This is a genomic window from Shewanella mangrovi (assembly GCF_000753795.1).
Classification (GTDB): Bacteria; Pseudomonadota; Gammaproteobacteria; order Enterobacterales; family Shewanellaceae; genus Shewanella; species Shewanella mangrovi.
This window is the reverse complement of record NZ_JPEO01000016.1, coordinates 61,567-74,701: the sequence shown is the minus strand read 5'-3', so window position 1 is coordinate 74,701 and position 13,135 is coordinate 61,567. Positions and strand designations below refer to the sequence as shown.

At 46.5% G+C, this 13,135-nt stretch carries 11 protein-coding genes; 3 read left to right on the top strand and 8 right to left on the bottom strand.

What is annotated here, in order from left to right:
• Positions 1-44: 44 nt before the first annotated feature.
• The 5 genes from HR45_RS15390 to HR45_RS15370 form a co-directional block, all read right to left on the bottom strand.
• Complete coding sequence (locus HR45_RS15390; RefSeq protein ID WP_037444678.1) at positions 45-230, bottom strand: DUF3545 family protein; 186 nt, start codon at positions 228-230, stop codon at positions 45-47.
• Between the two features lie 188 nt (positions 231-418).
• Positions 419-2,056: a glucose-6-phosphate isomerase gene (gene pgi, locus HR45_RS15385; protein ID WP_037444676.1), complete on the bottom strand. Its 1,638-nt coding sequence runs from the start codon at positions 2,054-2,056 to the stop codon at positions 419-421.
• Positions 2,057-2,073: 17 nt separating this feature from the next.
• Positions 2,074-3,027, bottom strand: a complete 954-nt coding sequence (gene tal, locus HR45_RS15380) for a transaldolase (protein WP_037444674.1) — start codon at positions 3,025-3,027, stop codon at positions 2,074-2,076.
• A 250-nt stretch (positions 3,028-3,277) separates the two neighbouring features.
• Complete coding sequence (locus tag HR45_RS15375; RefSeq protein ID WP_037444672.1) at positions 3,278-4,393, bottom strand: OmpA family protein; 1,116 nt, start codon at positions 4,391-4,393, stop codon at positions 3,278-3,280.
• A 249-nt stretch (positions 4,394-4,642) separates the two neighbouring features.
• Complete coding sequence (locus tag HR45_RS15370) at positions 4,643-7,009, bottom strand: phosphoketolase family protein (protein ID WP_037444670.1); 2,367 nt, start codon at positions 7,007-7,009, stop codon at positions 4,643-4,645.
• Between the two features lie 384 nt (positions 7,010-7,393).
• On the opposite strand from HR45_RS15370, the gene HR45_RS15365 reads away from it, so the two are divergent.
• Both HR45_RS15365 and yaaA read left to right on the top strand, forming a co-directional pair.
• Positions 7,394-8,839, top strand: coding sequence for an alanine/glycine:cation symporter family protein (locus tag HR45_RS15365; protein ID WP_037444733.1), 1,446 nt, complete (start codon positions 7,394-7,396; stop codon positions 8,837-8,839).
• A gap of 106 nt (positions 8,840-8,945) precedes the next feature.
• Complete coding sequence (gene yaaA, locus HR45_RS15360) at positions 8,946-9,719, top strand: peroxide stress protein YaaA (RefSeq protein WP_037444668.1); 774 nt, start codon at positions 8,946-8,948, stop codon at positions 9,717-9,719.
• Between the two features lie 101 nt (positions 9,720-9,820).
• Here yaaA and HR45_RS15355 read toward each other — a convergent pair whose 3' ends face one another.
• Entirely contained in the window at positions 9,821-10,207 is a 387-nt protein-coding gene (locus HR45_RS15355) for a hypothetical protein (RefSeq protein ID WP_037444666.1), read from the bottom strand.
• 153 nt (positions 10,208-10,360) lie between these two features.
• Positions 10,361-11,089, bottom strand: a complete 729-nt coding sequence (locus tag HR45_RS15350; protein WP_037444664.1) for a hypothetical protein — start codon at positions 11,087-11,089, stop codon at positions 10,361-10,363.
• A 402-nt stretch (positions 11,090-11,491) separates the two neighbouring features.
• On the opposite strand from HR45_RS15350, the gene HR45_RS15345 reads away from it, so the two are divergent.
• Complete coding sequence (locus tag HR45_RS15345; protein WP_037444662.1) at positions 11,492-12,205, top strand: DUF554 domain-containing protein; 714 nt, start codon at positions 11,492-11,494, stop codon at positions 12,203-12,205.
• 39 nt (positions 12,206-12,244) lie between these two features.
• Here HR45_RS15345 and HR45_RS15340 read toward each other — a convergent pair whose 3' ends face one another.
• Positions 12,245-12,991 (bottom strand): helix-turn-helix transcriptional regulator, encoded by a 747-nt coding sequence (locus tag HR45_RS15340; protein WP_063355119.1) that lies wholly within the window; start codon positions 12,989-12,991, stop codon positions 12,245-12,247.
• Between the last annotated feature and the right edge of the window lie 144 nt (positions 12,992-13,135).

The following is a 13,135-nucleotide window of genomic DNA, read 5'->3' as shown; positions in this document are numbered from 1 at the left end:
TAGGTAACAAAAAGCCCCGATTATCGGGGCTTTTTTACAGGAGGCTAGATCAACAAACTATCGAGATCTGAATCGAAATTACTGTCAATTTCCCTCAACTCTTTCAGTAGACGATGCTTCTCTTTTAAAGCTTCAATTTCACGCCATTTGCGTTTTTTATTTGAACCTCTAGAACGTCCAGCACTTTCTGTGTTTTCTTCCAGCGCACTACCATAACCTAAGCGATCCATGGCAACCTCCTGTTGTTGTATGTTTTCTAGCTTTAAATAGCATAGATATTAAACAGGGTGCAAGATAAATGTTTCGATGCTGTTAATAAAAAATGGCAGTTAGATGAAAATTACGTTTACCTCTAAAGAGATACAAAAAAGCCGGCATTGCTGCCGGCTTTTACCACGTCGTGAATGTGTGAACGGGATCAGATACAGCCTTTTTTGAAGGCGTTAATCAGACCGTTACTAGACGCATCCAAACCATCACAATCACTGTCAGCAGCAAGGCGTGCTAACACGTCGTTACCCAGTGTCTTGCCAAGCTCGACACCCCATTGGTCAAATGAGTTGATGTCCCAGATCGTGCCCTGAACCAGCGTACGGTGTTCGTACAATGCGATCAGCGCGCCTAAGGTTTTTGGCGTCAGCTTATCCATTAGGATGGTGTTGCTAGGCTTATTACCTGCCATCTCTTTGTGCTTAGCGATAAGCGCCTTATCGGCATCAGACAGCTTGCTGTCTTTTAGCTCTGCCATGGCTTCATCAAAGGTACGTCCTTGCATCAATGCTTGGGTTTGACCAAAACAGTTAGAGGCCAACTGAATATGATGCTCTCCGAGAGGATTATGGCTTTGTAGTGGCATGATGAAATCAGCCGGGATCAGTGCAGTACCTTGGTGCAATAACTGATGGTAAGCGTGCTGACCGTTGGTGCCTTCACCGCCCCAAATCACGGGACCTGTGCTGTAGTCAACTTGGCTGCCATCCATCTTGGCTGACTTACCGTTACTTTCCATATCAAGCTGTTGGAAATAAGCTGGCAGGCCACGCAGATAGTGATCGTAGGTCAACACAACATGGGATTGCGCATTAAAGAAGTTGTTGTACCACAGCGATAGCATGCCCATGATAACCGGCATGTTTTCATTTAACGGTGCGGTAGCAAAGTGTTGATCCATTTCACGCGCACCCGCGAGCAGCTCACGGAAGTTATCCATGCCAATCAGCAGCGCGATAGGTAAGCCGATAGCTGACCACAGTGAGTAACGACCGCCAACCCAGTCCCACATTGGGAAAATGTTGGTTTCGTCGATACCAAAGTCCGTCGCTTTAGCGACGTTGGAGGTGATCGCCGCAAAATGTTTAGCCACATCTTGCTGAGTACCACCATGAGCCAAAAACCAAGCTTTAGCGCTGAGAGTATTGGTCAGTGTTTCTTGCGTACCAAATGATTTAGAAGATGTCAGGAACAGGGTAGTTTCTGGAGCGACTAACTTCAGTTTTTCGGCAATAGAGGTTGCATCGACGTTGGCTACATAGTGGCATTTTACCGCACCGTTCCAGTAGGGACGCAGTGCTTCAGAGGCGATTTTAGGCCCCAAGAACGAACCACCAATCCCGATAGATACCACATCAGTAATGGCTTTACCTGTATAACCCAACCAGCGGCCTTCGTGAACGTCAGCCACAAACTGTTCCATCTTGGCCAGCGTTGCTTGTACTTCGGGCACCACATTCACGCCATCCACACGAATATCAGCGTCAGCCGCAGCGCGTAGGGCGGTGTGCAATACGGCACGTTTTTCAGTGGTGTTGATGATGTCACCGTTAAACATCGCGGTGATTTTCTGCTTCAGTCCGGCATCTTTAGCCAATGCAAACAGTTGTTGCAGCACTTCGTCGGTTAATCTGTTTTTTGAATAATCCAAAAACAGGTCACACTTTTTCAATGACAACTGCTCAAAGCGTTTGGGATTGTCAGCAAACAAGGTGCGCATATGCGGCAGATTGCCACTTAACTGTGACAACGCCTGCCATGCAGGAGATTGTGTCAGCTTAGTCATCATTCTGTCCTATTAAATTAAGCCAGTTTCGTGGTGAGCATCGCTTCCAGTTTGCCTTGGTCGATAGCAAAGTTGCGAATACCTTCAGCCAGTTTTTCAACTGCCATAGCGTCTTCGTTGAATTCCCAACGGAACTCAGCTTCAGTCAGAGGAGCAGGAGCGGCGACGACGTCAGTTGTTGCAGTCAGTTTTGCTTCGATAACGGTATCGGCATTGGCTAACTCTTCTAACAAGTTCGGGCCAATGGTCAGACGGTCACAGCCTGCCAGTTCAATGATCTCACCTGTGTTACGGAAGCTCGCGCCCATTACCACGGTTTTGTAACCATGCTTTTTGTAATAGTTGTAGATGCTGCTAACTGACACAACACCTGGATCTTCGCTCGCAGTGTAATCTTTGCCTGTACTTTTCTTGTACCAGTCCAGAATACGGCCAACGAATGGGGAAATCAGATAAACGCCAGCTTCTGCACAGGCACGCGCTTGAGCAAAGCTAAACAGCAGTGTCAGGTTACAGTTGATACCTTCTGCTTCCAGCTCTTTAGCAGCGCAGATACCTTCCCAAGTCGAGGCCAGTTTGATCAGAATACGAGACTTATCAATACCAGCATCTTGGTACAGTTTGATCAGCTTTTTCGCTTTAGCTACCGAGGCTTCTTTGTCAAACGACAAGCGAGCATCTACTTCTGTAGAGATGCGGCCTGGTACGATTTTGAGAATTTCTAAACCGATATTAACCGCTAGTTTGTCACCAGCATCTTCCAGCTGTTGTGCGCTATCGCTGCTTTGCTGTTTTGCCCAAGCAACGGCTTCGTCGATCAAACCAGCGTATTCAGGGATCTGTGACGCCTTCAAAATCAGTGAAGGGTTGGTGGTTGCATCTTCAGGTTGATAGCGTTTGATTGCTTCGATATCACCAGTGTCGGCAACGATAGTGGTTACAGATTTTAATTGCGCTAGGGTATTGGCCATGGATAACTTCCTTTAGATAAGCTGTCATTAATGCTTTTCAGACTGGCTATTAGACGCCAATTTGTATTACTTTTTCAATTCGTCAATGAAAAAAAGTTTCAGTTGTGGCTTAAATCAACCAGAAATCGGCGCTAAATAGCGTGTTTTTGCATCGTTTCAGTGTACTGATTTTGCTTACTGAATACTAATTGCGTATGACAAAAAATAAAAAAGCCGCTGATGTCAGCGGCTTTCTAATTGTTCCCCCGGCTTACTTCAGCAGAGGTTGTTTTTCTTTAAAGCTCATTTTCGCTTCGATACGGCGGTTAGCTGCGTTAGCTTCAGCGCTGGTACCTTGCATGATAGGTTGGCTTTCACCATAACCTTTCGATGTGATGCGGTTAGCCGAGATGCCGTATTGGTCTACCAATACTTTGGCAACTGCATCAGCACGTTTTTGCGACAACCACAGGTTGTAAGACTCTTTACCTGGCAGTGAAGCGTGACCGGCAATTTCAATATCTGCTTTTGGATACTTGTTGAGGAAGTTTGCTGCTTTCTCAATTTCGCCGTAAGAATCTTTCTTCACGATAGAGGAGTTATTGTCAAACTGCGCCGCAATCGTCAGATCTTCCAGCTTATCAACGTAGATGCTACAGCCTTTGGCATCTACTTTGTGAGTCGCTGGCGTATTTGGACACTGATCGACATCATCATTAATGCCGTCTTTATCTGAATCAACTGGTGCCATTACAACAGGTGCAGGCTCTTCTACAACTGGTGCTGCTTTTGGTGCTTCACCAAAACGATAGCTCAGTGTTAAGCCCCAATAGTTACTGTCCATATCGAGATCGGCAAAACGGGTTTCATCGATATCTTCATAACGACGGTATTTAGCTGACAAACGGAAGTTCTCGTTGATGTCATAGCCAACACCCACACCATAATATGGCGCTACGCTTTGGTGATAGTAGTCAGCATCGCCGTGATTAACGCGGTTGTGGTTAGTAAAGATATAACCACCTGCTTCAGCATTTAGGCTCCAGTTGTTACGCAGTGGCCAGGTACCCACGACACCTATGGTGCCACCTTTTACGCTGATGTCATTATGGTTGTTTGCATAATCAACCCAGTCAGCATGGCCCAGTTGGCGGTAACCAATCTCAACGGCAACATATTGGTTGAATGAATAACCAGAGAAGAATTCCCATGCAAATGGGTCATCACTGCCACAGGTCATCATTTTGCTGTCTTCGCAGTTAGGGCCGTAGTTGTTTTGGCCCGCACCAATACCTACATACCAAGGCGACAGTTGTTGGTCTTCTGCATAGGCGGCAGCAGGAAGTGCTGCGATAAGCAGCAGGTAAGAAAGTTTAAGTTTCATCATCAATTCTCCAAATCCTTGAAAATAGGGTGCTCTATTTGAAGATAGAGTTCGCCCCCACGGGATATCCTAGTTTCAGTTGCTAGCGCTTTACATTATTACCACTTACAAGCTGAATTCCACTTGAATCACATTTATCTTTCATAATGTTACACGAGTATGGTTAACCCTAAGCACAGATGCAAAAAAAATGAGGCGTTATTGTAAATAACGCCTCATTTATTAGCTGTACTTGTTAGAACACGTTAGTGATTAACGCTTCCATTCCCAGTTTTCGATGTATTCTGGGTCTACACCGTTAGCTTTGATGTAGTTTTTGTGGTCAACCAAGTTTTGCAGCATTTCAGTGGTAATGCGTGAGTGAGTTGTTTCATCAATCACACCTTGCTGGAATAACTTGTATGCCATGTCGATAACCAGGTGGTAACGAGAAGTACCGTTACGTACGCCCATATCGAATGGAGTAGTGGTTGAACCTTCCTCTTCGTAGCCTTTGATGCGGAAACGGCTAGCACCTTTATAGTCAAACACCAGTTTCTTGATAGTGTTTGGATAGCCATGATAGTTGAATACCACGCCTTTATCTGGAGTAAAGATATCATCCAGCAACCAAGGTTTAGCAGCAAATTCCAAGCTACCTAAGCCGTTAGCGTTCAATTCAGTGACGCTGACAAAGCGAACTTTAACGCGTGGCAGTTGCTCACGTACCAGTACCAGTGCAGCCATCGCTTCTTGAGTCGCGTAGTCACCACAACCCGCCAGAACCACGTCTGGGTTTTCGTCAGAAGCGAAGTCCCAAATCATCACGCCGTCTTCAGCTTGTTTGCGGGCTTCTTCAAGGCTCAACCATTGTGGCAGCTCTTTCTTACCAGCAACCAGAATGTTCAGTTTGTCACGACCGGCAAAAGCTTTTTCGGTATATACCAGCGTAGAGTTTGCGTCAGCTGGCAGATAAGCTGATACGATCTCTGCGTGTTTCTCAAGCATCGCACCCAAGAATGATGGGTTTTGGTGTGAGTAACCGTTATGGTCTTGACGTTCCAGCAGTGAAGACAGTACTACGTTGCATGCAGGTACAGGCTTACGGAAGTGGATGCCTTGGCTAGCGTGCACATATTTACAGTATTGGTCAGCCATTGATGCAATAACTTGTGAGAAAGACTCATAAGTTGGGAACATACCGTGACGACCCGTTACTGTGTAACCGTGCATCATACCGAACAGCAGGTTTTCAGACAGCAGTTCCAGTACGCGACCATCACGGCTCATGTCTTCATCCCAGCTTTCGATAGGCCATTGCCATGCGCGGTCAGTGGCTTCGAATACAGCTTGCAGCTGGTTAGAATAAGTTTCATCAGGGCTGAAGATACGGATGTTGCGTTCCGCTGCGTTCAGTTTGAATGCGTCACGCATCCATTCGCCCATCTTGTTCATTGAGTAGCCGCGAGTACCGCGTACTACATCTGGGCCATAAGCCAGTTCAGTCAAATCAGGGTTTTTCACCGCTTGTACGACTTCACCACCGTAGCTCAGACGTTGCTGACCACAGCACAGTTCTGCAGGTGGGATTAAGGTTTGGATCTCTTCATCAAAGATCAACTCGCCTTTGTCGTTCATTGAATACAGTTCGTGGAACTTGTAGCTGTCTAACCAATCGTTCAGTGCAGTCAGGTGACCTTCGTCAGTGGCGCACTTGTTGACGATAACTTGGTGAGAATCGCAGTTGCCTTCCAGTTTCTTACCATCGAATTCAGGTACACCGGTCCAGCCTTTAGCGGTTTTCATCAGAATTACCGGCCAGCGCGGCTTACATACGTCATCACCACTACGTGCAACACGTTGGATTTCAGTGATCATCGCATAGGCTTTATCCATTGCGTTGGCCATCTGTACGTAAACGTCTTCTTCTAGTGCACTGTCAACATAGATAGGCGCATAGCCAAGACCTGTGAATTCAGCTTCCAGTTCTTCGCGATCCATACGACCCATGCGGGTAGGACCAGAAATTTTATAACCGTTGATATGAACGATTGGCAGAATTGCACCGTTGTTTTCTGGAGACACCAGACGGTTAGCATACCAAGATGCTGCCAAAGGACCGGTTTCAGATTCACCATCACCCACCAGTACAGTGGCGATCAGATCTGGGTTATCTAGTACTGCACCCCATGCAACAGACAGTGAATAACCTAATTCACCACCTTCCAGGATTTGTCCAGGTGCTTCTGGGTTAGCGTGTGATGGGTAACCATACGCGGCAGAGAATTTACGGCAGATATCAGAGATACCATCTTCGTTATATGGAATGATTTCTGGGTAGTAGTGACTCAGAGAACCTTCCACAAACAGGTTAGCTTGTACTGCTGGGAAGCCGTGGCCTGGGCCAACTAAGTACAAGAACTTACGGTTGTGCTTGGTGATCAAACGGTTTACGTTGGCATAGACAAAGTTAATGCCAGGGCAGGTACCCCAGTGACCCAGCAAACGAGGCTTGATGTCGCCATGCTGCAGGGGACGTTTGAAAAGCACGTTGTTTTTCAGGTAGATTTGTGAAGTCGCCAAAAAGTTTGTGGCCCGTACATACTTTTTCAGCGCAGCGATTTCTTGCTGTTGGGTCATAAGATGCCTCACTTGAGCAAATACCAGTTGATTTGTATGACATAACTATATTTGTAGTTAAATTACAAAAATGTGGTCGAAATCAGGTTTCTGAAAGTTAATTTAGTGAGGAACTGGCTAGGCTTAGTAATAAAATTAGAAAATATACTTATAAAACAAGATGATGTTTTTGCTAAAGTCGATTTTTTATTTGTAGTATAAATAACTATATTGTGATCTTAATCACCTGCTGCAAACTAGGAAAAAGTTGACCCGTAGAGCAAAAACAGTCTGTGGAACCCAAAATGGTAAGATACTTTCAGAATCTACCGCCGCAGATTTTAACAAATTAAGCAGGAGATAATGTCGAAGCAGCCACTGTTTTGGCGTTATGCAGGGTCTTTTATGGTTGAAACCGTTGTTCAATTTCTCAACTCTCTGCTATGGGGAGAGTTGCTCGTTTATGCATTAGTCGGCGTCGGGATTTATTTTTCTGTTAGCTTGCTGTTTATTCAATTTACTCACCTTAAACATTCGGCCAAAGTGATGATCAGCAGTCGTCGTTCAGACGACGCTGGGTTGTCTTCGTTTCAGGTCTTTTGTACCAGCATGGCGGCGCGGGTCGGCGCAGGTAACATGGCGGGGGTTGCGGTAGCGATCGGTACCGCCGGACCCGGTGCGGTGTTTTGGATGTGGTTAATTGCCTTAGTTGGTATGGCGACCGCCATGGTCGAGTCGACGTTAGCGCAAGTGTACAAAGTCAAAGATAGTGATGGTCAATACCGCGGCGGCCCAGCGTTTTACATGGAAAAAGGACTCGGGCAGCGCTGGATGGGGGTATTGTTCTCAATTTTTCTGATTATCTCCTTCGGCTTGGTATTCAATGCGGTACAGGCCAATACCATTGCGGGTGCGGTCAATGCAGTATTTGATATCTCGCCCAATGTGATTGGTGTTGTGTTAGTGGTGCTTAGCGCTTTGGTGATCAGTGGCGGCTTACGTAAGGTGGCCAAGGTGTCTGAATTTGTGGTGCCCATCATGGCTATTATCTATATCGGTATGGCATTGATTATCGTATTGATGAATCTCGAGCGTTTGCCTGATGTTTTCACGTTAGTGTTTAAGAGCGCCTTTGGCTGGCAAGAGGCGGCTGCGGGCGGTGTGGCCTATACCATTGCGCAGGCGATGCAATCTGGGATTGCTCGAGGCCTGTTTTCCAATGAGGCTGGTATGGGCAGCGCCGCCAATGTTGCCGCCAGCGCGTCACCGAATCCGCATCATCCCGCTTCTCAGGGATTTGTGCAGATGGTCGGGGTGTTTGTTGATACCTTAGTGATCTGTACTGCAACTGCCGCCATCATTCTTCTTTCTAATGATTGGAGTGGCGGCAGCGATGGCATTGCAATGACGATTTCTGCATTGGAGTTCCATGTTGGTAGTTGGGGCGGCTGGTTCGTCGCTGGTGCCATTTTACTCTTCTGTTTTACCTCTATTATCGCCAACTATTCATATGCTGAAACGAATGTGGTGTTCCTGCTCGGTAACCGCAAAAAGGTCATTCTACTGTTCCGCTTATGTGTGTTAGCGATGGTGATGTTTGGTTCGTTAGCAAAAATTTCGCTGGTGTGGGATTTGGCCGATCTGTCGATGGGCTTTATGGCGTTGGTGAATATTCTCGCACTGGTGCTGCTCTCGGGCGTTGCTTTTAAAGTGATTGGTGATTACCGCGACCAATTGTCAGCCGGGAAAACACCAGAATTTGATAAATCACGTTTCCCTGAGCTCAGCCAGCAGATAGACAAAGAAGTGTGGAATCCGCTCGACGCTGAGCCAGTTGGTGACACCGATTAATTACTGTACTCGGTTGTCGTTATCGAAAAAACCACGTCTTGGCGGCGTGGTTTTTTATGTTTGATGCCGTATCATAACCGGCAAGTTAATAGCTAAAGGTTTGAACATGTTAATTCTTATCTCACCAGCCAAAACATTGGATTTTGAATCAGCTGCGCCTGTTTCCGAATACAGCCTGCCAATGTTTCTCGATCACAGCCAAGCTTTAATTGAGGTGTGCCGAGAGTTGTCGCCAGCGCAAATTGCCTCGCTGATGAGTGTAAGTGACAAAATCGCCGGTTTGAACGCGGCTCGCTTTGCCTCTTGGCAACAACCATTTACCTTAGGTAATGCTAAGCAAGCGCTGTACGCTTTCAAAGGTGATGTTTATACCGGACTCGATGCCGAATCGCTGTCAGAAGAACATATCCGCCGTGCGCAAAAGCGCCTGCGTATGCTGTCCGGGCTGTATGGCCTATTGAAACCGCTGGATTTAATGCAGCCATATCGTTTGGAGATGGGCACTGCGTTAGAAAACGCCAAGGGTAAGAATTTGTATGAGTTTTGGGGCGATGAAATCACGCAAGCAATCAACCATGCAATGCCAGCGGGAGAGTCTCAGCTTATTGTGAATCTTGCGTCAAATGAATATTTCAAAGCGGTTAAAAAGGCCAAGTTAGCGGGCGAATTGGTGTCGCCAGTCTTTAAAGATTGTAAGAATGGTCAATATAAAATCATTAGTTTCTATGCCAAAAAGGCGCGAGGCTTGATGGCTCGCTGGATTTTGGAAAATGATGTCACCGACGCCGACCAGTTAAAAACGTTTGCTGTCGCGGGTTATTATTATTCTGAAAAAGACTCGACTGCCGCAGCCCCGGTGTTCTTGAGAGAGGAACAATAGAATTATTGGCATGAATTGGCGCGGGTCATTCATAGAAAAAGGTCAGGGCGATGGTCGCAGCTGACCTTTTTTTATGCACTAAATTTGCGACGCGTGTGCGATTAACGCAGTTCCACAATTTGGTCTGCGTGGGTAATAGGTAACACAGCTCGGCCGTCTAACTGCATTACCGCACCATGAACCTCCAACTGCTTACCCATAAAATAGCGCGCAGGATTCACAATACCGCGTTCTGTTAGTTGCGCTAATGCGTCGGCCGTAAGGCTAAGGCGTAAGTTATCCTGCGCGGTGTTATCCGCTTCACTGTCTAAGTACAGCGCGCCATCACTCGCGAGCGCATCTTGGCTATGTTGCACTGTCATGCGTACATCCAAGTTGGCTTTACCTAGCCGTTTACTGGCCGCTTTACTGGTAAGACGTTGCCAGGCTTTGGCATCGATACAACAGCTGAGCAGAAACATTACCGCAATTGCAATTTGAGCTGACATACACATTCCTTTTTTGAGCGAGTACTAGGGGCACTTCTGGTTAATGAACTACCATTTGTGGCAGTTTTTTCACCATGCGTCCATCACTTTATCGTACGTCGTTCTAAAAAAGTGAGCAGCGTAAATTTTTCAGCTCAATCACTTAAACTCTCGCTAGAGTCCTGCAACGGCTGGTTGTGGCTTAATTGGGCTATTCGCCAAAAACAGCTCGAGTTCACCAGGCGCAAATTGCAGTACTTCAATATCGGCATCGACGGTGTTGTCAGCAAAGCGAATATTACGCACACCCAACTTATGCAGGTCTTGTGGGCAGTAGCTCCACATGCCTTTCTGTTGCCGTTGTTGTTTAAACTTAGTGACTTCGCCGAGAATCGTGATCTCTTCTCGCACACCGATACGGGCGAAATACTCTTGCTCGACCGCACGCCAGTCGGCGAGGGTGAGATTATGATTTTTGTCGTAACCGGGGATTAGAAAAGTGTACCAGGGGCGATCGGTGTCAGGTTGCCAAGCTCCGCCAAACCAGCCGAGTTGAGCGTCCGGACCAACAACCGTTTCTGCTGCAGCAGTAACCACATAATTGGCACATGTAGCGAAGCAACGTTGCTTAACTTCAACCACAATCTGTTGGCGATGGACCCACTCACCAAGCATCATGCCGCCGATGGCATCTCCACCATCACTGTTAATAATGAGGCGTTTGATTTCGGGATGTTGACGCGCGAGTTTCAGTGCATATTTCGCACTATTCACCGAGGTTTCACCTGAATAGCTTAGCGTGGTGGCATCGCTCAGGGTGACGTTTGCTTCCTGCAAAAAATGTCCGGTACAACTGCAGCCTGATAACAGAAGTAGCAATAGTGCTATCGATACCTTAGTCATGATGCCTCCCACTATATCTGCATCGCTTTCGAAAAAGACAGAGGTAAACAAACAGTTAAAAAGTATCTTTAACTAGCGAACTGCGCTAGTTTTATCGGCGCGTTTATAGAGCTGATACACATAATTTAGCTGTTCGTGATCAATGCTTTTTTGTTAAATTCGCGCAAAATGCAGTAAGTAATAGTGAGTACAGATTAACGTTAATCGAAAAAATGCGTTAAGCGTCAAATGTGTGATAGTGGTAGGCTGTTGCGTACAAAATACTGCCTTTCCCTAGTGGCGTTGAGCCCATACTCTTGAGCCTGTTAGTCATTAGAAACAAACAGTTAATATAATCCTTTTGTTATTCAGCGCCTGGCATTATATGCCGTTGAAGTGTGCGCTGCGGTTAGAGAATTCACTATGATAGGTCCAATATTAAACAGTGCTGCCATTGTCACCGGCGCGTTAATTGGTGCGGCGTTGGCAAAACGTATTCCGAAGCGGTTACAAGAAGGTTTGCCGCCAACATTTGCGCTGGCATCGATCGCGATTGGGATTAGCATGATCGTCAAAGAGCATAATTTGCCTGTCGTGGTGATGTCGTTGATTTTTGGAACAGCGATCGGTGAATTGTTCTATTTTGAGCGCAGTGTGTCAGCGGGGGCGAACTTTATTCAGCGCAAATTAGATCGCTTTATTCCATTGCCGCGAGGCTTGACGCGTGACGAGTACGCCAAGCAGTTTACCGCGCTAATCGTGTTATTTGGCGCCAGTGGGTTGGGTGTGATTGGCGCGATGACCGAAGGTGTCAATGGCAACTACCAATTGTTGTTAGTGAAGGCGATGATGGATTTTGTGACCGCCGTTATCTTCGCCATTGGCTTAGGGGCCGGCATTGGCTTAACCGCTGTGGTGCAGTTTGCGGTGCAGTTGGGGCTGTTTATGCTGGCAAAACCGATTATGCCATTGATGGACGACATCGTTTTCGCTGATTTTTCCGCGGTCGGCGGCATCATCATGGTGGCGGTGGGCTTACGTATCGCCAAGATCATGCATTTCTCGGTAGTGAACTTCTTACCCGCGCTGTTTTTAGTGCTGCCATTTTCTTATCTGTGGCGACATTTCTTTGGCTAATTATTTGCTTAGATGGCGCCGCTATGCGGCGTCTCATTCTCAGAAGTTGTTTATGTCTTTACGTTTCTTGAGCTCATCCAAATAGTTATAAATGGTAAATCGGGTAACACCGAGCGCTTTCGCCGCGCGATTGACACCTCCTCTTACCACAAAAATACCATTACTTTGCATAGCGGCCACTGCCGCTATCTTGTCTTCTTTACTGAATTGTTCCAACGGCTTGTCGTGGGCGTTAATGGCGGAGTCAATAATATCCTCCATCAAGGTATCAACCTGAGCTGGATGAGGGTGTTCACTGACGGCAGGTGTCGGTGCAACAGTTTCATTGCCCAACATTTTGCTAAGCCAAGAGTAAGCAGCTTGTGGAATTGTCATATCAGAGTTGAAGCATAAGGCCGCATAGGGAATGCCATCACTATCGCGAAAGATTGCAGTAGAAGAGTGCAATGAAAGGCCATTCTTTGCCACCGTGTGGTAGCTGGCAATTACGCTATTTTCGGTGCCCTGTTCATTCAATTTTTTAAAGGCTTCGGCAAAACCCACATCGCCTTTGGGGCCAGCAAGAATGGAGTCACCAATCACTCTGCCAGTAACGTGACCATTGGCGAGTGCGATAACCGATTTTTCCGGCACACTCATGTCGTGCAGTACGACTTCTACATTGTCACTCAACACATGTTGGAGTAATTCAACAATTGTTTTAAGTGTGTTGATGACCACTTGGCGTTCGGTCGCGCAAAACTGCGAACGTGCTTCCTCACTCTTTTGTATCTGTCTTGCTTCCATTTGTTTACCCAATAAATTCAAATACTAATATCGTAATTGCAAACTTCCATGCTTCTGTAGCGGCATCAGAACTGTCTTCTACTCTACCATTTCAGGTTGAATTAACAATTTGTTTATTTTGTTTCAACAAAATGTGTTGATCAA